The sequence below is a fragment of the Hydrogenophaga laconesensis genome, from assembly GCF_031457235.1.
Lineage (GTDB): Bacteria > Pseudomonadota > Gammaproteobacteria > Burkholderiales > Burkholderiaceae_C > Hydrogenophaga > Hydrogenophaga laconesensis.
In genome coordinates this window covers 153,682-176,738 of record NZ_JAVDWE010000006.1, presented here as the reverse complement: position 1 = coordinate 176,738, position 23,057 = coordinate 153,682, and the positions used below count along the sequence as shown (strand labels likewise).

Annotated in this window: 22 protein-coding genes; 11 read left to right on the top strand and 11 right to left on the bottom strand. The window is 66.2% G+C overall.

Features of this window, described 5'->3' with window-relative positions:
- Nucleotides 1-11: 11 nt before the first annotated feature.
- The 8 genes from J2X09_RS12650 to J2X09_RS12615 all read right to left on the bottom strand — a co-directional run bounded on the left by J2X09_RS12650 (nucleotide 12) and on the right by J2X09_RS12615 (nucleotide 7,058).
- Complete coding sequence (locus J2X09_RS12650) at nucleotides 12-938, bottom strand: LysR family transcriptional regulator (RefSeq protein WP_204733743.1); 927 nt, start codon at nucleotides 936-938, stop codon at nucleotides 12-14.
- 157 nt (nucleotides 939-1,095) lie between these two features.
- Nucleotides 1,096-2,406 (bottom strand): citrate synthase, encoded by a 1,311-nt coding sequence (locus tag J2X09_RS12645; protein WP_204733744.1) that lies wholly within the window; start codon nucleotides 2,404-2,406, stop codon nucleotides 1,096-1,098.
- Entirely contained in the window at nucleotides 2,403-2,714 is a 312-nt protein-coding gene (locus J2X09_RS12640; RefSeq protein ID WP_204733745.1) for an FAD assembly factor SdhE, read from the bottom strand. The genes J2X09_RS12645 and J2X09_RS12640 overlap by 4 nt, the downstream gene beginning before the upstream one ends.
- Nucleotides 2,715-2,732: 18 nt before the next feature.
- A complete protein-coding gene (locus tag J2X09_RS12635) occupies nucleotides 2,733-3,437 on the bottom strand; it encodes a succinate dehydrogenase iron-sulfur subunit (RefSeq protein ID WP_204733746.1) in 705 nt (234 codons plus the stop codon).
- Between the two features lie 39 nt (nucleotides 3,438-3,476).
- On the bottom strand, nucleotides 3,477-5,282 hold the full coding sequence (gene sdhA / locus J2X09_RS12630; protein WP_204733747.1) for a succinate dehydrogenase flavoprotein subunit: 1,806 nt from the start codon (nucleotides 5,280-5,282) through the stop codon (nucleotides 3,477-3,479).
- A 4-nt stretch (nucleotides 5,283-5,286) separates the two neighbouring features.
- Complete coding sequence (gene sdhD / locus J2X09_RS12625; protein WP_204733748.1) at nucleotides 5,287-5,652, bottom strand: succinate dehydrogenase, hydrophobic membrane anchor protein; 366 nt, start codon at nucleotides 5,650-5,652, stop codon at nucleotides 5,287-5,289.
- A gap of 20 nt (nucleotides 5,653-5,672) precedes the next feature.
- Nucleotides 5,673-6,104 carry a succinate dehydrogenase, cytochrome b556 subunit gene (gene sdhC / locus J2X09_RS12620; protein WP_204733749.1) on the bottom strand — a complete coding sequence of 144 codons (432 nt, stop codon included), beginning with the start codon at nucleotides 6,102-6,104 and terminating at the stop codon, nucleotides 5,673-5,675.
- 153 nt (nucleotides 6,105-6,257) lie between these two features.
- The gene (locus tag J2X09_RS12615) at nucleotides 6,258-7,058 is read right to left on the bottom strand and encodes a GntR family transcriptional regulator (protein ID WP_204733750.1); all 801 of its coding nucleotides are present in this window, start codon (nucleotides 7,056-7,058) and stop codon (nucleotides 6,258-6,260) included.
- 216 nt (nucleotides 7,059-7,274) lie between these two features.
- On the opposite strand from J2X09_RS12615, the gene J2X09_RS12610 reads away from it, so the two are divergent.
- Genes J2X09_RS12610 through acnB form a run of 3 tightly spaced genes read left to right on the top strand, consistent with a single transcriptional unit; the run spans nucleotide 7,275 to nucleotide 11,942 of the window.
- Nucleotides 7,275-8,261, top strand: a complete 987-nt coding sequence (locus J2X09_RS12610) for a malate dehydrogenase (protein ID WP_204733751.1) — start codon at nucleotides 7,275-7,277, stop codon at nucleotides 8,259-8,261.
- A gap of 18 nt (nucleotides 8,262-8,279) precedes the next feature.
- Complete coding sequence (locus tag J2X09_RS12605; protein ID WP_310308418.1) at nucleotides 8,280-9,281, top strand: HpcH/HpaI aldolase/citrate lyase family protein; 1,002 nt, start codon at nucleotides 8,280-8,282, stop codon at nucleotides 9,279-9,281.
- 60 nt (nucleotides 9,282-9,341) lie between these two features.
- A complete protein-coding gene (gene acnB / locus J2X09_RS12600; protein ID WP_204733752.1) occupies nucleotides 9,342-11,942 on the top strand; it encodes a bifunctional aconitate hydratase 2/2-methylisocitrate dehydratase in 2,601 nt (866 codons plus the stop codon).
- Nucleotides 11,943-12,015: 73 nt separating this feature from the next.
- On the opposite strand, the gene J2X09_RS12595 is transcribed toward acnB, so the two are convergent.
- The 3 genes from J2X09_RS12595 to J2X09_RS12585 all read right to left on the bottom strand — a co-directional run bounded on the left by J2X09_RS12595 (nucleotide 12,016) and on the right by J2X09_RS12585 (nucleotide 13,819).
- Nucleotides 12,016-12,549: a rhodanese family protein gene (locus tag J2X09_RS12595; protein WP_204733753.1), complete on the bottom strand. Its 534-nt coding sequence runs from the start codon at nucleotides 12,547-12,549 to the stop codon at nucleotides 12,016-12,018.
- 25 nt (nucleotides 12,550-12,574) lie between these two features.
- Nucleotides 12,575-12,883, bottom strand: coding sequence for an ArsR/SmtB family transcription factor (locus tag J2X09_RS12590; protein WP_204733754.1), 309 nt, complete (start codon nucleotides 12,881-12,883; stop codon nucleotides 12,575-12,577).
- 90 nt (nucleotides 12,884-12,973) lie between these two features.
- Complete coding sequence (locus tag J2X09_RS12585) at nucleotides 12,974-13,819, bottom strand: MmyB family transcriptional regulator (RefSeq protein WP_204733755.1); 846 nt, start codon at nucleotides 13,817-13,819, stop codon at nucleotides 12,974-12,976.
- 122 nt (nucleotides 13,820-13,941) lie between these two features.
- On the opposite strand from J2X09_RS12585, the gene J2X09_RS12580 reads away from it, so the two are divergent.
- The 8 genes from J2X09_RS12580 to J2X09_RS12545 all read left to right on the top strand — a co-directional run bounded on the left by J2X09_RS12580 (nucleotide 13,942) and on the right by J2X09_RS12545 (nucleotide 23,053).
- Nucleotides 13,942-14,355 carry a hypothetical protein gene (locus J2X09_RS12580; protein WP_204733756.1) on the top strand — a complete coding sequence of 138 codons (414 nt, stop codon included), beginning with the start codon at nucleotides 13,942-13,944 and terminating at the stop codon, nucleotides 14,353-14,355.
- Nucleotides 14,356-14,471: 116 nt separating this feature from the next.
- The gene (locus tag J2X09_RS12575; RefSeq protein ID WP_204733757.1) at nucleotides 14,472-14,630 is read left to right on the top strand and encodes a DUF3309 family protein; all 159 of its coding nucleotides are present in this window, start codon (nucleotides 14,472-14,474) and stop codon (nucleotides 14,628-14,630) included.
- Nucleotides 14,631-14,790: 160 nt separating this feature from the next.
- Entirely contained in the window at nucleotides 14,791-17,658 is a 2,868-nt protein-coding gene (gene acnA, locus J2X09_RS12570; protein ID WP_204733758.1) for an aconitate hydratase AcnA, read from the top strand.
- 55 nt (nucleotides 17,659-17,713) lie between these two features.
- The gene (locus tag J2X09_RS12565; RefSeq protein ID WP_204733759.1) at nucleotides 17,714-18,634 is read left to right on the top strand and encodes a trypsin-like peptidase domain-containing protein; all 921 of its coding nucleotides are present in this window, start codon (nucleotides 17,714-17,716) and stop codon (nucleotides 18,632-18,634) included.
- Nucleotides 18,635-18,663: 29 nt separating this feature from the next.
- Nucleotides 18,664-19,665 (top strand): AAA family ATPase, encoded by a 1,002-nt coding sequence (locus tag J2X09_RS12560; protein WP_204733760.1) that lies wholly within the window; start codon nucleotides 18,664-18,666, stop codon nucleotides 19,663-19,665.
- 2 nt (nucleotides 19,666-19,667) lie between these two features.
- The gene (locus tag J2X09_RS12555; RefSeq protein ID WP_204733761.1) at nucleotides 19,668-20,738 is read left to right on the top strand and encodes a DUF58 domain-containing protein; all 1,071 of its coding nucleotides are present in this window, start codon (nucleotides 19,668-19,670) and stop codon (nucleotides 20,736-20,738) included.
- Between the two features lie 14 nt (nucleotides 20,739-20,752).
- Nucleotides 20,753-21,805 (top strand): VWA domain-containing protein, encoded by a 1,053-nt coding sequence (locus J2X09_RS12550; protein WP_204733918.1) that lies wholly within the window; start codon nucleotides 20,753-20,755, stop codon nucleotides 21,803-21,805.
- Nucleotides 21,806-21,850: 45 nt separating this feature from the next.
- The gene (locus tag J2X09_RS12545) at nucleotides 21,851-23,053 is read left to right on the top strand and encodes an FAD-dependent monooxygenase (RefSeq protein ID WP_204733762.1); all 1,203 of its coding nucleotides are present in this window, start codon (nucleotides 21,851-21,853) and stop codon (nucleotides 23,051-23,053) included.
- Nucleotides 23,054-23,057: the final 4 nt, after the last annotated feature.

The window sequence follows — 23,057 nt, the reverse complement described above, 5'->3', positions numbered from 1 at the left end:
GAGGATGGATTTTAGGTCGACTGGGGTGAATCTGTGGCCGCCAGGTGCTCGACAAGAAGGCGTGCCGCCGTGGGCAGGCTGGAGAAGTCGCGCGCCACCAGCACGAGCTGGCGCTGAGCCCATGCATCGGTCAGGGGTGCTGCAAGGAGCGAGTCGTCGGTGCTCAGCAGGTGGAAGGCCCGTTCGGGCATCACCCCGACCCCCAGGCCGTTGGCGATCATGCGGCACATGGCGTCCAGACCGGTGACGCGGATGCGCACGCGCACTGCCGTACCTGCCTCGGTGGCGGCCTGGTGCGTGGCCAGGTGGATGGAGCTGTTGGCGTGCAGGCCCACGTGGTCGTAGGGCAGGGCAGCCTCGAATGCGATGGGCTCGCCACCCGCCAAGGCATGTCCGCGCGGTACCACCAGCACCAGGCGGTCGCGCCGGTAAGGCCGGCTCTGCAGGCCGCCGGTTCCCGTGGCGCCGTTGCACAGTCCCAGGTCGGTTGCACCCTCCTTCACGGCCCGCAGAACTTCCGGGCTCAGGTGTTCTTCCAGGTCGATCTTGATTTGCGGATGGCTGCGGGCGAATGCGCCCAGGTCTTCCGGGAGGAACTGGACGATCGCGGAAATGCTGGCATGCACCCGCACATGGCCCCGCACGCCATCGGCGTACTCTGCCAGTTCGACCTGCATCTTCTCCAGCCCGAACAGCACCGCGCGGGCGTGGTGCAGAAGACCTTCGCCAGCGGGCGTGAGTCGCACGCCCCGCGCGTGCCGGTTCAGCAAGGGCGTGCCCAGCGTGTTCTCGAGATCCGACAGGCGCTTGCTGATGGCCGAGGCCGCAATGAACTCGCGCTCTGCTGCTCGGCCGATGCTGCCCGACTCACACACCGCCACAAACAGCTGCAGTGAGGTGAGATCGATCTGACGGGCGAAGTTGCGTTCGGAAAGCATGTGGCGTGTGGCTTCTCATTTCAAGAAGCCATGTGCGCATTTTCCTCCTTGTTTTTGATTTTTGGCATCTTGAAATGCGATGTCTTAGGTGCCGCAATACGCTGGCAGTGGGCGAAAAAAAAGCCCGCCTGGGGCGGGCTTTCTGGCCGAAGAAGGCTCAGCGGCTGGTGATCGGCTTGACGTCACGGCGCGGCGAGCCGGTGAAGAGCTGGCGCGGGCGGCCGATCTTGTACTCGGGATCGCTGATCATCTCGTTGAGCTGGGCGATCCAGCCCACGGTACGGGCCAGCGCGAAGATGCCGGTGAACAGGTTCACCGGGATGCCGATGGCGCGCTGCACGATGCCGGAGTAGAAGTCCACGTTGGGGTACAGCTTGCGCGAAACGAAGTACTCGTCTTCCAGGGCGATCTTTTCCAGCTCCTTGGCGAGCTTGAACAGGGGATCGTTCTCCAGGCCCAGCTCCTGCAGCACCTCGTTGCACGTTTCCTGCATGAGCTTGGCGCGCGGGTCGTAGTTCTTGTACACGCGGTGGCCGAAACCCATCAGCTTGACGCCGGAGTTCTTGTCCTTGACCTTCTCCATGAACTCACCGACCTTGGACACGCCGCCCTGGCGCTGGATGTCTTCCAGCATGTTCAGGCAGGCTTCGTTGGCGCCGCCGTGGGCCGGGCCCCACAGGCAGGCCACGCCAGCGGCAATCGCGGCGAACGGGTTGGTGCCCGACGAACCGCACAGACGCACGGTCGAGGTGGAGGCGTTCTGCTCGTGGTCGGCGTGCAGGATGAAGATGCGGTCCAGCGCGCGTTCGAGCACCGGGTTGACCTGGTACTCCTCGCAGGGCGTGCCGAACATCATGCGCAGGAAGTTGCCCGAGTAGCTGAGGTCGTTCTTCGGGTACATGTAGGGCTGGCCGATGCCGTACTTGTAGGCCATGGCGACCAGCGTGGGCATCTTGGCGATCAGGCGGATGGCGGCGATCTCGCGGTGCTTCGGATTGTTGATGTCCGTGCTGTCGTGATAGAAGGCCGACAGGCCGCCAACCAGACCGGTCAGCACGGCCATGGGGTGTGCATCACGGCGGAAGCCGCGCAGGAAGAACTGCATCTGCTCGTTCACCATGGTGTGGTTGGTCACGAGCTTGTGGAAGTCGCCGCGCTGCGCCTCGTTCGGCAGTTCGCCGTTGAGCAGCAGGTAGCAGGTGTCGAGGTAGTCGCACTGCGTGGCGAGTTGCTCGATGGGGTAACCGCGGTACAGCAGCTCGCCCTTGTCGCCATCGATATAGGTGATGGCCGACTGGCACGAGGCCGTGGACAGGAAGCCGGGGTCGTAGGTGAACATGCCGGTCTGCGCGTAGAGCTTGCGGATGTCGATCACGTCCGGGCCGATGCTGCCGGCGTACACCGGTAGGTCGACACTGGGGCCGCCGTTGGAAAACGACAGGGTGGCTTTGTTGTCTACGAGTTTCATGCAGGTTCCTCGGATGATGGGAGAGGGCGCAGGTCGCGCAGCAGTGCAAGCACTTGCGTCACGTCCGCACGTTCAAGATCGCCCTGAAGGGGCTTTCGGCCGAGCAGCAGATCCAGCAGGTCGTTGTCGGACAGGTCCATCAACGCTCCAAGCGCCTCGGCATGGCGCACGGTCAAGCCAGATTCGTGCCTGGCAAAGAATCGCTCGATGAACAGATCGTTCTCGAGCAAGCCACGACGGCACCGCCAGCGCAGCTTGCTCAGCGCGCGTTCGTCCAGCAAAGTGTCCTGCAGGGCGGTGTCGGTCATGGTGTTCGGGGTGTTTGCTCAGACCGAGCGCAGCACCATCATTTCCTTGATCTTGCCAATGGCCTTCGTGGGGTTCAGCCCCTTGGGGCAGACATCCACGCAGTTCATGATGGTGTGGCAGCGGAACAGGCGATAGGGGTCTTCCAGATTGTCCAGGCGCTCGCTGGTGGCCTGATCGCGGCTGTCGGCAATGAAGCGGTAGGCCTGCAGCAGGCCGGCAGGGCCGACGAACTTGTCCGGATTCCACCAGAAGCTCGGGCAGCTGGTGGAGCAGCTCGCGCAAAGAATGCACTCGTACAGCCCGTTGAGCTCTTCGCGCTCCTCCGGGCTCTGCAGGCGTTCCTTTTCGGGCGCGATGGTTTCGTTGATCAGGTAGGGCTTGATGCTGTTGTACTGCTTGAAGAACAGCGTCATGTCCACGATCAGGTCGCGCACGACCGGCAGGCCAGGCAGCGGCTTGAGCACGATGTCGCCCTTGAGCGTGTTCATGTTGGTCAGGCAGGCCAGACCGTTCTTGCCGTTGATGTTCATCGCGTCCGAGCCGCAGACGCCTTCGCGGCAGGAGCGGCGGAACGAGATGGAGGGATCGACCGCCTTGAGCTTCATCAGCGCGTCGAGCAGCATGCGCTCATGCCCGTCGAGCTCGACCTCGATGGTCTGCATGTAGGGCTTGGCGTCCTTTTCCGGGTCGTAGCGGTAGATCTTGAAGGTGCGTTTTGCCATGGTTCTTCTCCGTGCGTCGTGGGGTGCGTGCGAGGGGGCTCAGAAGGTACGGACCTTCGGCGGCACCGACTCCACGGTCAGGGGTTTGAGGTTGACGGGCTTGTATGACAGCGTGTTGGTCGCGCTGTCCCACAGCGTGTGTTTCATCCATTCGGCGTCGTTGCGGCCCAACGGGAACTGCGCGTCGTCGGCCGGGCGCTCATAGTCGTTCACCGTGTGCGCGCCACGGCACTCGCGGCGGGCAGCGGCCGAGGTCATCGTCGCCTGGGCGCATTCCATGAGGTTCTCGACTTCCAGCGCTTCGATGCGCGCCGTATTGAACACCTTGGACTTGTCCTTGAGCGCGATGTTCTTCACGCGCTCGCGCATGGCGTTGATCTTGGCGACGCCTTCGTCCATGCTGGCCTGGGTGCGGAACACGCCGGCATGCTGCTGCATGGCGGCGCGCAGGTCGTTGGCGACGTCCTGCGCGTATTCCCCGCCGGTGGAGTTGTCCAGGCGCGCCAGACGGGCGAGCGTCTTGTCGGCGGCGTCGGCAGGCAGGGGTTTGAGGTTCCTGTTCTTTTCGTTGTACTGCACGATGTGGTTGCCGGCGGCACGGCCAAACACCAGCAGATCGAGCAGCGAGTTGGTGCCCAGGCGGTTGGCACCGTGCACGCTCACACAGGAACATTCGCCCACGGCGTACAGGCCGTTGACCACCTTCTGGTTGCCCTGACCGTCGGGGGTGACCACCTGGCCGTGGATGTTGGTCGGGATACCGCCCATCTGGTAGTGGATGGTGGGCACGACCGGAATCGGCTCGCGCGTGATGTCCACGTTGGCGAAGTTCACACCGATCTCGTACACCGACGGCAGGCGCTTGTGAATGGTCTCCGCGCCGAGGTGGTCGAGCTTGAGCAGCACGTAGTCCTTGTTGGGGCCGCAGCCGCGGCCCTCCTTGATTTCCTGGTCCATGCAGCGGCTCACGAAGTCGCGTGGCGCCAGGTCTTTCAGGGTGGGCGCATAGCGCTCCATGAAACGCTCGCCTTCGCTGTTGAGCAGGATCGCGCCTTCACCACGGCAGCCTTCGGTCAGCAGCACGCCTGCGCCAGCCACGCCAGTGGGATGGAACTGCCAGAACTCCATGTCCTGCAGTGGAATGCCGGCACGTGCCGCCATGCCCAGGCCGTCGCCGGTGTTGATGAAGGCGTTGGTGGATGCCGCGAAGATGCGGCCCGCACCGCCGGTGGCCAGCAGGGTGGTCTTGGCCTCGAGGATGTAGGTTTCGCCGGTTTCCATTTCCAGCGCGGTCACGCCGAGAACGTCGCCGCTGGCGTCGCGGATCAGGTCCAGTGCCATCCATTCGACGAAGAAGGTGGTGCGGGCCTGCACGTTCTGCTGGTACAGCGTGTGCAGCATGGCGTGACCGGTTCGGTCGGCCGCGGCGCAGGCGCGCTGCACCGGCTTTTCGCCGTAGTTGGCGGTGTGGCCGCCGAAGGGGCGCTGGTAGATCGTGCCGTCGGGGTTGCGGTCGAACGGCATGCCGAAGTGCTCGAGTTCGTAGACGACCTTGGGCGCTTCACGGCACATGAACTCGATGGCGTCCTGGTCACCCAGCCAGTCGGAACCCTTGATGGTGTCGTAGAAGTGGTAGTGCCAGTTGTCCTCGTTCATGTTGCCGAGCGAGGCACCGATGCCGCCTTGCGCAGCCACGGTGTGCGAGCGGGTGGGGAACACCTTGGAGAGCACGGCCACCTTGAGGCCGGCGCGCGCGAGCTGCAGCGAGGCGCGCATGCCGGAGCCACCGGCGCCGACGATGACCACGTCGAACTGACGCTTGGGAAGGGATGCGGATGCGGTCATGGCTTCAGAGCCTCCAGAGAACTTGAACGGCCCAGCCCAGGCAGGCGAGGAGCCAGACGATGGTGAAAACGTGCAGCACGAGGCGGATGCCGGCGGGCTTGACGTAGTCCATCCAGATGTCGCGCATGCCGACCCAGACGTGGTAGGCCAGCGCCAGGAAGACGGCGAAGGTCAGCGCCTTCATCCATTGTTTTGCGAAGATGCCGGCCCAGCTCTCGTAGCCGATGGGGCCGCTGGTGAACAGCACCTGCAGCAGCACGATGAGTGTGAAGAGGGCCATGAGGGCCGCGGTGATGCGCTGGGCGAGCCAGTCGCGCAGGCCGTAGTGGGCGCCGGTGACGACGCGCTTGGAACCGTAATTGACGGACATGGTCAGTTTCCTCGTCGCAATCAGTACAAACCGAACAGCTTGGCGCCCAGCACCAGCGTCAGGCCGATGCTCAGGACCAGCGTCACGATGGCGGACGTCTTGCCGAATTCCTTGCTCACGGCGTGGCAGGCGTCCATATAAAGGTGGCGGACGCCGGCGATGAGGTGGTGCAGGTAGGCCCAGATGATGGCCAGTACCACAAGCTTGAACAGCCAGCCGGGCACGAAACCGATGCCTGCGGAGAACGCCGAGCTGAAACGCTCGAAGGACAGCTCGGACGACACGGAGGTGTCGAACAGCCAGACGATCAGGGGCAGGAGAACAAACATCAGGCCACCGCTGGCGCGGTGCAGGATCGACACCCAGCCGGCCGGTGGCAGGCGGTAGGTGGTGAGATCCTTGAAGGCGTTGATGTTGCGGAACTCGGGCCGCTTCTTGGTCAACTCGGTCATGGTGGGGGCTTTCTTCCGGGGGGGAGGGGAACGTGGCGGCTTGGTAACTGGTTGGTAACTAATGCCAAGGCGCGTCAAATTCTATTGCAACGCACCATGCCGCAGGCTGACAGTCGGATGCTCCGGGGCCCAGGTGGTCGCGGGTAGGGGGTATCAGCTCAGTTCATTGCGGTAGTGGCGGGCGTCGGTGCGGTAGAAGCCGCGCCGCAATTCCATCGGTTCATCGTTGTAGGTAAAGGCCAGCCGCTCCACGCTCAGCAGGGGGTATCCGGGCGCCACACCCAGCAGGGCTGCCGTGTCCTCGTCGGCGCTCACCGCCTTGATCTTTTCCACGGCGCGCACCATGCGCACGCCGAACTGGGTTTCGAACAGGGCGTACATCGGGCCCTTGTCATCCGACAGCGCTTCGATCGTCAGTCCCTTGAACGGGCCGCCGGGCAGCCAGAGCTCTTCCAGGATGGCGGGCGCCCCTGAGAACGCGAGCACGCGTTTGACCTGCAGCACGGCATCGCCGGTGCGCAGACCCAGTTGCCGGGCCACTTCGGCCGGAGCGCGCAGGCGGCGGCATTCGACAATGCGCCGCTCGGCCGGGCCTTGTTCTTCCAGGGAGCCGGTGTCGGGCAGCAGGCGCAGGAAGCGGTACTGGATGTGCTGTTCCGCATGGGTGGCCACGAAGGTCCCCTTGCCCTGGCGGCGCACCAGCAGATTGTCGGTGGCGAGGGCGTCGATGGCCTTGCGCACCGTGCCCTGGCTGACACGGAACCGTGCCGCGAGGTCGAATTCGCTGGGGATCATGTCGCCCGGCTTCCACTCGCCGGCCTGCAGGCTGCGCAGGATCAGCGTCTTGATCTGCTGGTACAACGGGCTGAACGCCGGTGCGGTGTTCTCGAACGCAGCCGAAGCGCCGGCGTCGGCCGGCACCGCTTCAGGAGAGTTCTGGGTGGAAGTGGGCATGCGTTTGCGGCGCCGCGATGCGGTGCTCCTGACGTGAATCATATCTTATATAAGACATAAGACAAATTGACGCTTCAGGGTTTGCGAGGGTACACTCGCGAGCTGACCTGGACCCGGAGCTGCGGGTTTTCCTGACATGTTTGCCGCCGTCGTCCTGGGGTTCGCCCGCCTCGTCATTCCCATCTTCTCCCAACGTCCTTTTCCGGAGTTTTCACCATGAACAAGAAGCCCGTTCGCGTTGCCGTCACCGGTGCCGCTGGCCAGATCGGTTACGCCCTGTTGTTTCGCATTGCCTCCGGCGAAATGCTCGGCAAGGACCAGCCCGTGATCCTGCAACTGCTGGAAATCCCGGACGAGAAGGCCCAGAAGGCGCTGAAGGGCGTGATCATGGAGCTGGAAGACTGCGCTTTCCCGCTGCTGGCTGGCGTGATTCCCACGGGCGATCCGGAAGTCGCTTTCAAGGATGCCGACTACGCCCTGCTGGTCGGTGCCCGTCCTCGTGGCCCCGGCATGGAGCGTGCCGATCTGCTCGCCGCCAACGCCCAGATCTTCACCGCCCAGGGCAAGGCGCTGGACAAGGTCGCCAGCCGCAATGTCAAGGTGCTGGTGGTCGGCAACCCCGCCAACACCAATGCCTACATCGCCATGAAGAGCGCGCCCAGCCTGCCGCGCGAGAACTTCACCGCCATGCTGCGTCTGGACCACAACCGCGCCGCCAGCCAGATCGCCGCCAAGACCGGTGGCAAGGTCGGTGAAATCGAGAAGCTGACCGTGTGGGGCAACCACTCGCCCACCATGTACGCCGACTACCGATTCGCCACCATCGGCGGCAAGAGCGTCAAGGACACGATCAATGACCAGGTCTGGAATGCCGACACCTTCCTGCCTACGGTGGGCAAGCGCGGCGCCGCCATCATCGAAGCGCGTGGTCTGTCGTCCGCCGCTTCTGCGGCCAACGCCGCCATCGACCACATGCGCGACTGGGCCCTGGGTTCCAATGGCCAGTGGGTCACCATGGGCGTGCCCTCCAACGGCGAATACGGCATTCCGAAGGACGTGATCTTCGGTTTCCCGGTCACGACCGAAGGTGGCAAGTACAAGATCGTTGAAGGCCTGGAGATCGACGCGTTCTCGCAAGAACGCATCAACAAGACCCTGGACGAGCTCAAGGGCGAGCAGGACGGCGTCAAGCACCTCCTGTAATCGGCTGGTAACCGCGCCTTGGCCACCCTCCATCCACGTCACATCCTGCTCGGCGCCCAGGCCGGCGCGTTTGCGCTGCCGGTCTGCGACCACTACAGCGGTGTCGAGGTCCGGATGCGCAAAAGCCTGGCACTCCAGGCCGAGATGGCCGAGGAGTTCGGTACCTGCGTGTTCGACGCCACACTGGATTGCGAGGATGGTGCTCCCGTGGGGGGCGAGGCCGAGCATGCCGTGCTGGTGACCGAACTGGCCCTGGCCGCCGCCCCTGGCGCGCGCGTGGCGGTGCGCGTGCACCCGGTGGACCATGCGGCGTTCGACGCCGATGTGGCCACCATCGCCGGCCGCGCCGGCCACCGCCTGACCCACCTGATGGTGCCCAAGGTCGAGTCGGTGGCGGATGTGCAGCGCGCGGCCGACGCACTGGATGCCGCTGGTGCTGGCACGCTGCCGCTGCACGTGCTCATCGAATCGCCCGCTGCGGTGCACCGCGCGTTTGACATCGCCGCCCACGCCCGTGTGCAGAGCATCAGCTTCGGCCTCATGGACTTTGTGTCAGCGCACGGTGGCGCCATCCCCGCCGACGGCATGAGCGCCGCCGGCCAGTTTTCGCACCCGCTGGTGCTCCGCGCCAAGCTGGAGATCGCATCGGCCTGCCATGCGCACGGCAAGGTACCCTCGCACTGCGTGGTGACCGAGTTCAAGCACCTGGATGCCCTGGAGCAGGCTGCCCGCAAGGCCGCCCGTGAACTGGGCTACACGCGCATGTGGAGCATCCATCCCGACCAGATACGCCCCATCCTGGCGGCGTTCGCGCCGCAGGCGCGCGAGGTCGACACCGCTGCCGCCCTCATCGAGCGCGCCATGGCCGCTGACTGGGCGCCCGTGCAGTTCGACGGCCGGCTGCACGACCGGGCGAGCTACCGGTATTTCTGGCAGGTGCTGGAGCGCGCGCACCAGACCGGCCTGTCCTTGCCCGATGCGGTGCAAGCCCACTTCACCGACGCCACCGTGCGGCATTGAGCTTGCTTGCGCCGTCCCCAACTGTTTTCCGACCCCACGCAAATCCCTCTGGAGAATCCCATGTCCACCTTTCTCACCGACTACCGCGCCCATGCCGCCGAACGCGCCGCGCTGGGCATTCCGCCGCTGCCGCTCGAGGCGAAGCAGGTCGCCGAACTGATCGAGCTGATCAAGTCGCCGCCGGCGGGTGAGGAGGCCTTCCTGCTGGACCTGCTGACGCACCGTGTGCCGCCCGGCGTGGACGACGCCGCCAAGGTCAAGGCGAGTTTCCTGGCGGCTGTGGCACACGGCGACGTGAAGGTCGGCCTGGTCTCCAAGACCAAGGCCACCGAGTTGCTGGGCACCATGGTGGGCGGCTACAACGTGCACCCGCTGATCGAATTGCTGGACGATGAAGAAGTGTCCAGCGTGGCCGCCGAAGGTCTGAAGAAGACGCTGCTGATGTTCGACTTTTTCAACGACGTGGCCGAGAAGGCCAAGGCCGGCAATCTCAAGGCCCGCCAGGTGATGCAGAGCTGGGCAGACGCCGAATGGTTCACCAGCCGCCCGGAAGTCGACAAGACCATCACCGTGACCGTGTTCAAGGTGCCCGGCGAGACCAACACCGACGACCTGTCGCCCGCGCCCGATGCCTGGAGCCGCCCCGACATTCCGCTGCACTATCTGGCCATGCTGAAGAACACCCGCCCGGACGCGGCCTTCAAGCCCGAGGAAGACGGCAAGCGTGGCCCGATGCAGTTCATCGAGGACCTGAAGAAGAAGGGCCACCTGGTCGCCTACGTGGGCGACGTGGTCGGCACCGGTTCCAGCCGCAAGAGCGCCACCAACAGCGTGATCTGGGCCACCGGCGAAGACATCCCCTTCGTGCCCAACAAGCGTTTTGGCGGCGTGACGCTGGGCGGCAAGATCGCTCCCATCTTCTTCAACACGCAGGAAGACTCTGGCGCATTGCCGATCGAAGTGGACGTGAGCAAGCTCGAAATGGGCGACGTGATCGACATCCACCCCTACGAAGGCAAGATCACCAAGAACGGTGCCACCGTGGCGGAGTTCCAGCTGCGCAGCGACGTGCTGTTCGACGAGGTGCGCGCCGGCGGCCGCATCAACCTGATCATCGGCCGTTCGCTCACCGCCAAGGCACGTGAATTCCTGGGGCTGTCCGCCAGCACGGCGTTCCGCCTGCCGCAGGCGCCTGCCGAGTCCAAGGCGGGCTTCACGCTGGCGCAGAAGATGGTGGGCCGCGCCGTTGGCCTGCCCGAAGGCTTCGGCGTGCGTCCTGGCACCTACTGCGAACCCAAGATGACCACCGTGGGTTCGCAGGACACCACCGGCCCGATGACCCGCGACGAGCTGAAGGATCTGGCCTGCCTGGGCTTCAGCGCCGACATGGTGATGCAGTCGTTCTGCCATACCGCGGCCTATCCGAAGCCCGTGGACGTGAAGACACACCGCGAACTGCCGGCCTTCATCAGCAACCGTGGCGGCGTCGCCCTGCGCCCGGGCGATGGTGTGATCCACTCGTGGCTCAACCGCCTGCTGCTGCCCGACACCGTGGGCACCGGCGGTGACTCGCACACCCGCTTCCCGATCGGCATCAGCTTCCCCGCCGGCTCCGGTCTCGTGGCCTTCGGTGCCGCCACCGGTGTGATGCCGCTGGACATGCCCGAGTCCGTCCTGGTCCGCTTCAAGGGCCAGATGCAGCCGGGCGTGACCCTGCGCGACCTGGTGCACGCGATTCCGCTGTACGCCATCAAGGCCGGTCTGCTGACCGTGGCCAAGGCCGGCAAGAAGAACATCTTCTCGGGTCGCATCCTGGAGATCGAAGGACTGCCAGACCTCAAGGTCGAACAGGCGTTCGAGCTGAGCGATGCCTCCGCCGAGCGCTCTGCCGCCGGCTGCACCATCAAGCTCAACCCCGAGCCGATCAAGGAATACCTCACCAGCAACGTCGTGCTGATGAAGAACATGATCGCCGACGGTTACGCCGATGCCCGCACCCTCAAGCGCCGCATCGAGAAGGTTGAAGCCTGGCTGGCCAACCCGACGCTGCTCGAGGCCGACGCGAACGCCGAGTACGCCGCCGTCATCGAGATCGACCTGGCCGACATCAAGGAACCCATCCTCTGCTGCCCGAACGATCCGGACGACGCCAAGACCCTGTCCGACGTGGCCGGCACCAAGATCGATGAAGCTTTCATCGGTTCGTGCATGACCAACATCGGCCACTTCCGCGCTGCGGCCAAGCTGCTGGGTGGCCAGCGCGACATCCCGGTCAAGCTGTGGGTGGCCCCGCCGACCAAGATGGACGAGAGCGAGCTCATCAAGGAAGGCCACTACTCGGCCTTCGGCACGGCCGGTGCGCGCACCGAGATGCCCGGTTGCTCGCTGTGCATGGGCAACCAGGCGCAGGTGCGTGAAGGCGCGACGGTGGTGTCCACCTCCACCCGCAACTTCCCGAACCGCCTGGGCAAGAACACCAACGTGTTCCTCGCCTCGGCCGAGCTGGCTGCCATCGCCTCCAAGCTGGGTCACATTCCCACCGTGGCCGAGTACCACGACGCCATGGGCGTGGTGAACAAGGATGGTGCCGCGATCTACAAGTACATGAACTTCGACCAGATCGAGGAATACGCCGACAACGCCAAGGGCGTGGCCGCGTAAGGCGTTCCCCCTTGACCCGATAAAAAAAGCCGCTCACCGAGCGGCTTTTTTCCGGGTGACAAAGCGTTCGAGTTCAGCGGACGCCGGCCAGCGCCCTGCGGTTCCATGGCATCCGCATCAACACGCGTGCCATGCCGCAGAAGCCCGACACACCCGCGAACACGAGGCCGGCCCCGACGAAGCCGGACAGCGCATGAAACCAGGGCGAGACGGTCGCGCCCAGCACCGCACCCAGCACGATCAGCGAGCCCGCCACGATCTGCACCTGCCGTTGCAACTCCAGCGGCTGTGACGCATCGGTCATCACAGGAAGCCCTGCCTTCTTCCAGGCGTCCAGTCCGCCTTCGAGCACGTAGGCGTCGCACCCGGTGCTCGCGCTCAGCACCGGCGCGTTGACCTGTGTCCGGTTGCCCGAACGGCAGTGGAAGATCACGGCCGAAGCGCCAACGACCGGCAGATCACTGCCCTTCAGTCGCTCCATCGGCACATGCCGCGCCTGCGCGATGCGTTCGCGGGCGTGCTCGTCCGTGCTACGGATATCGATCAGGACGGCTCCCTGGTTCAGTAGTGCCTGCGCAGCTTGAGGGGAGAGGGGTTTCAGGGACATGGCAGAGGCCTTCCAGGTGGCAGGGTCAAGGGCAGAAGATGGACTTGAGCGTGGCGATGAGCCGGGCCGCGTCCGGGTTGTCGATGCGGTAGTGCAGCGTCTGGGACTCGCGCCGGTACGTCACCAGGCCTTCCGCGCGCATCCGGGCGAGATGCTGGGACAGGGCGGACGGACTCAGCCCGACCTGCTCTTGCAGGGAGCCCGCCGTCATCTCGCCGTGTTCGATCAGGAGACAGAGCACCACCAGCCGGTGTTCATTGCCGATGGCACGCAGCATCGCTGCGGCCTGGGCGGCACCTTGCTGCAGGAACAGGGCATCCTTCTTCGACGTCATGGCCCGCATTATTTCATGAATTTCTAAATTAGATGAATCTGAATAAAGAAACCCACCGGACGAAGCCGGCGCTCGCCTCGCACCCGGGCATCAGGATGGCGTGGCTTCGGCCTGCGCGGCCAGCGAACGCAGCAGCTTCGCCGAGGCCTCATCGGCCGGAAAGAAGGTCTCCAGGGCCAGTTCCTGCAGCGTGATGTCCACCGGCGAGCCGAACACGGTGGTGGTGCTCACCAGGTTCAGCACGCCCTGCCCGGTGTCGAACTGGAATGGCATCAGCACGCCATGGTGTTCGCCGGGCAGGGTGCCGGCGTCGTTGCCGAAAGATTCCGGATAGGCCTTCAACTCCGCGAGCAAAGCGGCCAGGGTGTCGTCGCCCGTGGCGTGGACCTGCTGGCGCAGCCGCTCGAACAGGTGTTCACGCCATTGGCGAAGGTTGGCGATGCGCGGTGCCAGACCATCGGGGTGCAGGCTCAGGCGCAGCACGTTGATGGAACCTTCCAGCAACCGGGGCGACGCGCCCGCCATCAGCATCGGCACCATGCGGTTGGCCATCACCAGGTTCCAGTGGCGGTCCATCGCGAGCGCCGGCCAGGGCTCGTGGCAGTCGAGGATGCGCTTGACCGCTGCGCGCGCCGACGCCATGTCGGGGGCGTCCAGCGAGCGCTCTCGGTACATGGGCGCGTAGCCTGCCGCCTCCAGCAGGGTGTTGCGCTCGCGCAGGGGAATGTCGAGCCTGTCGAGCAGGCGCAGCACCATGTCGCGGCTCGGGCTGGCGCGGCCGGTTTCCACGTAGCTCAGGTGTCGCGTGGACACGTCGGCCACATGGGCGAGGTCCAGCTGGCTCAGGCGCCGCCGCTGGCGCCAGTGGCGCAAGCGCTCGCCGAACGGCGACGGGGTGGGCAGCGAAGAGCGGGTGGTCGAGGGGAGGGCGGTCATGGGCGGCATGGTAGGGCACGGTACGTCGCGCGGCCATGACCTCCCACGTCATGGACGCCGCGCACCGGCTGCAAGACGATGGCTCCCGAGCCTTTCGTTCCATCCCCACCAGGAGTCACATCATGTCCCTCATCTCCTCCCTCACCTCTCCCTCCGGCCTGCGCCGCGTGCTCTGGGCCGATGCCCTGTCCGGCTCCGGCAGCGCAGCGTTGCACCTCGTCCTGACGGGATCGCTGTCGTCGCTGCTGGGGTTGCCTGGCGCGCTGCTCATCGGTTCGGGCATCTCGCTGCTCGCCTATGTTGCCCTGGCCGGTAGCCTGGCGCTGCAGACAGTACCGTACAGAGCATTGCTGGGTGCGCTGGTGCTTGGCAATTTCGCCTGGGTGATCGGCTGCCTGGCGCTGCTGTTCGGTGGTCTGGTCTCGCCCACGCCGCTGGGGCAGGCGTACCTCGTCGTGCAGGCCGTGGCCGTGCTGGTGCTGGCCGAGCTGCAGTGGATGGCGATGCGCCGCACACGGGGCGCCACGATGGCCTGAAGGGCGTGTGCGCCAGCGAACAGATGCGCGCACGCCCAGCCCCTACGCTGGGCGTGCGCCTCTGATGGATGGTCCGTCATCGGGCGACGCTCTCTGAAGAAAGAAGGAAAACAGCCATGACACTCGGAACCATCCTCCTGATCCTCCTCGTCCTGATCCTGCTGGGCGTCATTCCCACCTGGCCGCACAGCCGGGGCTGGGGCTACGGGCCCAGCGGTCTGCTGGGCGTGGTGCTGGTCATCGTGATCGTGTTGCTGCTCACCGGCAGGTTGTGACGCGGGCGTCACCCAGCCCCCACCCCCGCTGAAGGGCTGCGCCCCCGGCACGCAGGTGCCGGGGGCGCAGCGTTGCGGGTGCAATTCAGGGCTGTCAGCACGGAATAGCGTGCTGCTGACAGAATGGGCCGGTGTTTCACCGATACCGCCAGGAGCCCACATGCCCACGACGAACCACTTCTCCCATCCCTTCGCTTCCACTGTCAAGACCTTCAGAACCGCATCGGGCAAGAGCGGTCGGTTCTATTCGCTGCCGGCGCTGGCGAAGCAGTACCCCTCGGTCAAGCGGCTGCCGGTGTCGCTGCGCATCGTGCTGGAGAGCGTGCTGCGCCATTGCGATGGCGAGCGCGTAACGCCCGAGCACGTCGCGCAGCTGGCGCAGTGGCAACCCAACACCGCGCGCACCGACGAGATTCCCTTCACCGTGGCGCGCGTGGTGCTGCAGGATTTCACCGGCGTGCCGCTGCTGGCCGACCTGGCTGCCATGCGCAGCGTGGCCCAGCGCATGGGGCAGGACCCGAAGAAGATCGAACCGCTCGTGCCGGTGGATCTGGTGGTGGACCACTCGGTGATGGTCGACTACTACGGCACCAGGCAGGCGCTCGACCTCAACATGAAGCTGGAGTTCCAGCGCAACAACGAGCGCTACCAGTTCATGAAGTGGGGCATGCAGGCCTTCGACACCTTCGGCGTGGTGCCTCCAGGCTTCGGCATCGTGCACCAGGTGAACCTGGAGTACCTCGCGCGTGGCGTGCACATGAAGGGCGGCCTCTACTACCCCGACACGCTGGTGGGCACCGACAGCCACACCACCATGATCAACGGGATTGGTGTGGTGGCCTGGGGTGTGGGCGGCATCGAGGCCGAGGCCGCCATGCTGGGCCAGCCGGTGTACTTCCTCACGCCCGACGTGGTGGGCTTCGAGCTCACCGGGCGCCTGCGCGAGGGCGTCACCGCCACCGACCTGGTGCTCACCGTCACCGAAATCCTGCGCCAGCACAAGGTGGTCGGCAAGTTCGTCGAGTTCTTTGGCGAAGGCACGAAGTCGCTCGCCCTGCCTGACCGCGCCACCATTGCCAACATGGCGCCCGAGTACGGCGCCACCATGGGCTTCTTCCCGGTGGACGAGAAGACGCTCGACTACTTCCGTGGCACTGGCCGCAGCAAGGCGGAGATCGAGGCGTTCGAAGCCTACTTCCGGGCCCAGGGCCTGTTCGGTGTCCCCGCCAGCGGCGATATCGACTACTCCAAGGTGGTCAAGCTGGATCTCGGCCTGGTGACGCCGAGCCTGGCCGGCCCCAAGCGCCCGCAGGATCGGATCGAGCTCGGCCAGGTGGCACGCCAGTTCAGCGAACTGTTCAGCAAGCCCAACGCCGAGAATGGCTTCAACCGGCCGGCCGAGCTGCTGCACACGCGCTACCCTGCGAAGGACAGCGAGGTCGCCCCCGTTCCGGTGCCGAGCGCCAAACCCACGCCCGAAGGCGCGCCGCGCTTCGAGGCGGAGATGGTGGCCAACCGCCCGGTACGGGCCAGTGCGCCGGCCAAGGAGCCCGCGCGCAAGGAGGTGACCATCGGCAACGGCGACGTGCTCATCGCCGCCATCACCAGCTGCACCAACACCAGCAACCCTGGCGTGCTGCTGGCGGCCGGCCTGCTGGCCAAGAAGGCCGTTGAGGCGGGCCTCAAGGTGCAGCCGCACATCAAGACCTCGCTCGCGCCGGGATCGCGCATCGTCACCGAATACCTCACCCAGACCGGTCTGCTGCCCTACCTGGAGAAGCTCGGCTTCGCGCTGGCCGGTTATGGCTGCACCACCTGCATCGGCAACGCCGGCGACCTCACGCCCGAGCTCAATGCCGTCATCACGCAGAACGACCTCATCTGTGCCGCGGTGCTGTCGGGCAACCGCAACTTCGAGGCCCGCATCCACCCCAACCTCAAGGCCAACTTCCTGGCCAGCCCGCCGCTGGTGGTGGCCTATGCCCTCGCGGGCAACGTCATGAAAGACCTCATGACCGAACCGCTGGGCAAGGGCAAGGGCGGCAAGCCCGTTTACCTGGGGGACGTGTGGCCCAGCAGCGACGAGATCTACAAGCTCATGAAGTTCGCCATGAATGGCAAGGCCTACCGCGACAACTACGAACGCGTGGCCAGTGAACCCGGCAAGCTCTGGGAAAAGATCCAGGGCGTTTCGGGCAACGCCTACACCTGGCCCAGGAGCACCTACATCGCCGAGCCACCGTTCTTCGAGAATTTCAGGCTCGAGGCAGCCACCACCGCCGAACCACCGACCGTGCGCGGAGCGCGTGTCATGGCGCTGTTTGGCGACTCCATCACGACAGACCACATCTCGCCGGCCGGCAACATCGCCGAGAAGTCGCCCGCAGGGCAGTGGCTGCTCGAACGCGGTGTGCTCAAGGCCGATTTCAACAGTTACGGCGCGCGCCGCGGACACCACGACGTGATGATGCGCGGCACCTTCGCCAACGTGCGCATCAAGAACCTGATGCTGGCGCCCCGGCCCGATGGATCGCGCGAGGAGGGCGGCCTGACCCTCTATCAGCAGGAGGGCGCAGACAAGGGCCAGAAGCTGAGCATCTTCGACGCCGCCATGCGCTACCAGGCCGCGGGCGTGCCCACGGTGATCTTCGCCGGCGAGGAGTACGGCACCGGTTCCAGCCGTGACTGGGCAGCCAAGGGCACACAGCTGCTAGGCATCAAGGCCGTGGTGGCGCGCAGCTTCGAGCGCATCCACCGCTCCAACCTTGTGGGCATGGGCGTGTTGCCATTGCAATTCAAGGCTGGCGATTCCTGGGAAAGCCTGGGTCTGACCGGCGATGAGACCATCGACGTGATCCCGCACCCCGAGCTGCTGCCGCAGAGCGAGGCAAAGCTGGTCATCACGCGCGCCACGGGGGAGCGCCGCGAGGTCAGTGTGATCCTGCGCATCGACACGCCGGTGGAAGTGAACTATTACCGCGAGGGCGGAATCCTCCCTTACGTTCTCAGGCAATTGTTGAGCGCTTGAGCCGGATGCCGCAACGCGGCATGATGTGTTTTCGTTATGCCCACCGGGAGTCGCCATGCGAAAGCCTGCCTTGTACAGCCCGTCCTCCCGCCCGGTGGCACCGAAGGCGGCCGCCCAGGGTGCGGGCGCGGTGCCCGAAGGAGGGGCAGCCCCCTCCGCCCAGCCCCGGCGGTGGCGGGCAACGGCTTCCCGGGTGGCCGGCAGCCCGCGCGTGATGTGGTCGGTCATGGCCTTGACGGCCGCACTGCTGGGGGCCAGCGTATGGCACGGCCATGCCAGCGGCCCCAGGGCGCTGACCCAGAAAGACATCGACGCGGCCGTGCTGCGCACCCTCACCACCCAGAACCTGCCCTCCAGGGCGGCGCGCGCCGCTGAAAAGATACGCCCCGCGGTGGTGCGTGTCATGTCCTACGGCAAGGACAAGAAGGGCGAGGAGCAGGAGCTGGGCGTGGGCACAGGCGTGGTGATCGTCGACAAGGGCATCATCCTGACCAACCTGCACGTGGTGCAGCATGCCCAGACCATCAAGCTGGTGTTCGCCGACGGCACCGAATCCGGGGCCAGCATCACCGGTGTGCAGGCCAAGAACGACCTGGCCGTGCTGCAGGCCCACACCATTCCCGACGACCTGATCGCCGCCACCATGCGCTCCACCGCCGACCTCGTCCCGGGAGACGAGGTGGTGGCCGTGGGCTTCCCGTTCGGCATCGGCCCGTCCACTTCGGCGGGCGTCATCTCCGGTTTTGGCCGTGCCTTCAAGTCGCCTGAGGGCGAACAGGAAATCGGCAACCTGATCCAGTTCGACGCGGCCGCCAATCCGGGCAACTCGGGCGGGCCGCTGGTCACCATGGATGGGGAGGTGGTCGGCATCGTCACCGGCATCCTCAACCCCACCAGCCACCGCACCTTCGTTGGCATCGGTTTTGCAGTACCGATAGAGAGCGCCGCCAGCGCCGCCGGTCTGCCCCCGTTCTAGTTCTCTCACCTTTCAAACAGGAGCGCTCCATGGACCCAAACAACGCCCCCGACACCGCCCAGCTGATGGAGCAGATCCTGTACGAGGTGAAGAGGGTGGTGGTCGGGCAGGACCGGTTTCTCGAACGCGTCATGGTCGCCATGCTGGCCCAGGGCCATCTGCTGGTCGAGGGCGTGCCCGGTCTGGCCAAGACCTTGACCGTGAAGACGCTGGCCAGCGTCGTGCAAGGCCGCTTCAAGCGCATCCAGTTCACGCCCGACCTCGTGCCCGCCGATCTCGTGGGTACGCGCATCTACAACCAGAAGACGGGCGATTTCAGCACCTCGCTCGGCCCGGTGTTCGCCAACCTGCTGCTGGCCGACGAAATCAACCGCGCACCAGCCAAGGTGCAGAGCGCGCTGCTGGAGGTGATGCAGGAGCGACAGGTCACCATCGCGGGCGAAACGCACAAGGTGCCCAATCCCTTTCTCGTGATGGCGACGCAGAACCCCATCGAAACCGAGGGCACCTACCCGCTGCCCGAGGCGCAGGTGGACCGCTTCATGATGAAGGTGATGGTGGACTACCCGACCGACGAAGAGGAGTACGTGATCGTCGAGCGCGTCACCGGACCCGCTGTGGCCGTCAATGCTGTGGCCACCACCGATCAACTCGCTGCCTTGCAGGCGCAATGCAGACAGGTCTATGTGGACCCATCGCTGGTGCAGTACGCCGTCAAGCTGGTCTCTGCCACGCGCACCCCGGAGAAACATGGCATCAAGGACATGGCGAACCTGATCACCTTCGGTGCCAGCCCTCGCGCGACCATCGGCCTGGTGGAGGGCGCGCGCGCCCTGGCCATGCTGCGCGGCCGCAACTATGCGTTGCCTGAGGACATGACCGATCTTGTGCCCGATGTGCTGCGCCACCGCGTGGTGCTGTCGTACGAAGGTCTGTCGGAAGGGCTGACCAGCGAGACGCTGATCGGACGCATCATGAAACACATCCCTGCGCCCGCCCGGCCGCTGGAGCACGAAAAGAAAGTGGCCTGACCATGCTGGCCCGGCTGTTCGGCAGGAAAGGCGGCGAGGCGCAGGCCGGCACGCCGGTCAGCACCGCCACGCCTGCTGCGCGCCGCGCCGAGACCCTGCTGCGCCGGCTCGAATGGACCGTGCTGCGGCGGCTCGACGGTCTCTTGCAAGGCGACTACCGCACCCTCATGCGGGGCTCCGGTCTCGATCTGGCCGACCTGCGCGAGTACCAGCTGCACGACGACGTGCGCCACATCGACTGGAACGTCACCGCGCGGCTGCAGGAGCCGCACGTGCGCGTGTTCACCGAAGACCGCGAGATGGCCGCCTGGTTCCTGCTCGACCTGAGCCCCTCCGTGGATTTCGGTTCGGGCGAGCAGCGCAAGAGCCAGGTGCTGCTGGACTTCACCGCCGTGCTGGCGCGCCTGCTGGGCCGCCACGGCAACCGCGTGGGCGCCGTGCTCTACGGCTCGCGCGGGCAACCGGTGGTGGATGCGGTGCTCCCTGCACGCGGTGGCCGAACCCAGGTGCTGCGCATCATGCAGATGGTGCTGCAGCCGCCGAAGCATGCCGATGCGAAGAATGGCGTCACCCAGCTGGCCGATCTGCTGCGCGCGGCCGTGCACACGGTGCGCCAGCGTGCCACCGTGTTCGTGGTATCCGACTTCATCAGCGAGCCCGGCTGGGAAAAACCGCTGGGAGAGCTCGCGCGCCGGCACGACGTGGTGGCGGTGCGCCTGCTCGACCCTCTGGAACTCGATCTCCCCGACCTCGGTCTGGTGCCCATTCGCGACGCCGAGACGGGCGAGCAACTGATGGTGGACACGCACGACGCCGGGTTTCGCCAGCGCTTTGCGCGCATCGCCGCGCAACGCGAAGCGCAACTGCGCGAGAGTCTGGGCCGTGCCGGCGTCGACACGCTGGAACTCTCGACCGATGACGACCTGGCGCAAGCCGTGCTGCGCTTCATTGAACTGCGCAAACGCCGCCTGCGCGAGACACGCAATGGCATCGGCGGGCGCCCGGTGCCCACCCAGCTGCCCACCCGCGACCGCCGCAGCCACGACGTCGCAAGCGAAGGAGCCCGTCCATGATGAACAACTGGCCCGTGACCTTTCTCTGGCCGCAACTGCTCTGGTTGCTGCTCGCGCTGCCGTTGCTGGTGCTGCTGTACGTGTGGCTGCTGAGACGGCGCAAACAGGCCGCGCTGCGCTTTGCCAGCCTCTCCATCGTGCGCGAAGCCATGGGCAAGGGCCCGGGCTGGCGCCGCCATGTGCCTCCGGTGCTGCTGCTGACGGCCATCGCCCTCATGCTGCTGGCGTCCGCGCGGCCGATGGCCACCATCGTGCTGCCCTCGAACCAGCAGACCATCATCCTGGCCATGGATGTTTCGGGCAGCATGCGCGCCGAAGACGTGCAGCCCAACCGGCTGGTGGCCTCGCAGAACGCTGCCAAGGCGTTCCTGGCCGAACTGCCGCGCCACGTGAAGGTCGGCATCGTTGCGTTCGCCGGGTCCGCGCAGGTGGTGCAGCCCGTCACGCTCAGCCGTGAAGACCTCGTTGCCGCCATCGACAAGTTCCAGCTGCAGCGCGCCACCGCCATCGGCAGCGCCATCGTGGTCGCGCTCTCCGAGTTGTTTCCCGAGCAGCGCATCAACCTCGGCGACATGACCTACAGCCGCAACACCGACCCGTTCGCACCCAAGGGCCGTTCGCTCGACCAGCCCAAGCCGGACGACAAACCCTTCACCCCGGTGGCGCCGGGTTCGCACAGTTCGGCGGCCATCATCCTGCTCACCGACGGGCAGCGCACCACCGGCGTGGACACGGCGGAGGCCGCGAAGATGGCGGCCGAACGCGGGGTGCGTGTCTACACCGTGGGCGTGGGCACGGTGGACGGCGAGATCATCGGCTTCGAAGGCTGGTCCATGCGCGTGCGGCTGGACGAGGAAAGCTTGAAGGAAGTGGCCCGCGCCACGCAGGCCGAGTACTTCTACGCCGGCACCGCGGAGAACCTCAAGAAGGTCTATGAGACGCTGAGTTCGAAGCTGACGGTGGAGAAGCGCGAGACCGAGATCTCCGGCCTGCTGGCGCTGGCCGCGTCCCTGCTGGCGCTGATCTCGGCGGGGCTGTCGGTGCTCTGGTTCAACCGGATCCTCTAGGCCGTATCTCCCCGGCGGGCCGCGCGCGGCGGCACAATCGCGCGCATGAACCAACAAGTGATCGTGGCCGGTGGTGGCATCGGGGGGCTGTCGTGCGCCCTCGCGCTCGCCCGTGCGGGGGTGCGTTCGGTGGTGCTGGAGCAGGCCGACGCGTTCAGTGAGGTGGGGGCGGGCCTGCAGCTCGGGCCGAACGCCGTGCGCGTGCTGGCCGAGTGGGGCCTGATGGACGCGCTGCAGGCCTGCGCGGCCTTTCCCGAGGTGCTGCGCGTGCGCGACGCACACCGCGCCAGCCAGCTCGGCCACCTGCGCCTGGGCGCTCTGGCATTGGCGCGGCACGGTCAGCACTACGCCACCTTGCACCGCGCCGATCTGCACGCGCTGCTGTTGGGCGCGGTGCAGCGGCGCCCGGAGGTGCGGCTGCGGCTGGGTGCGCGCGTGGCCGACTGGGAAGACAGCGATGCCGGGGTGCGCGTCACGCTGGAGGATGGTGGAACGTTGGACGGTGATGCCCTGATCGGGTGCGACGGCCTGTGGAGCCGCGTGCGCACACGGCTGCTCGGCGGGCAGCCGGTGCGCGCCACGGGCCACCTGGCCTATCGCGGCATGGTGCGCGCGGTGGACCTGCCCGCGCCGCTGCGGGCCAATGTGGTCACCGCCTGGCTGGGACCGCGCCTGCACGTGGTGCATTACCCGGTGAAACAGGGCGACTGGTTCAACCTGGTCGCGGTGGTGCACGGCAACCTGCCGGCCGGTGGCGATGCCCAGGCGTGGACGCATGAAGCGCATGCCGCCGATCTGCGGCGTGCCCTCGGTCCAGCCTGTGGTGAACTCGTGGCCATGGTGGCCGCCGTGCCCGACTGGACGCTGTGGCCGCTCAACGACAGGCCCGCGATGCGAGGCCCGCAGGAGCAGGCGCGCGGCCGTGTCGCTTTGCTGGGCGACGCAGCCCATCCCATGCGGCCCTACTTCGCGCAGGGCGCGGCCATGGCGATCGAAGACGCCTGGACACTGGGGCGCCTCGCGCAGGAGGGGGTGGCTGGCACCGATTGGGCCGACCGCTTCGCCAGGTACGCAAAAACCCGCTGGCGGCGCAACGCGCGCGTGCAGGCGCTCTCGCGGCGCAATGGCGTGGTCTTCCACGCGCAGGGCGTGCTGCGATGGGGACGCGATGCGGCCATGGGCCTGCTGGGAGAACGTTTGCTGGACAATGCCTGGCTCTACGACGGCCCGCCCGAGCCGCTGGCATGAGGCT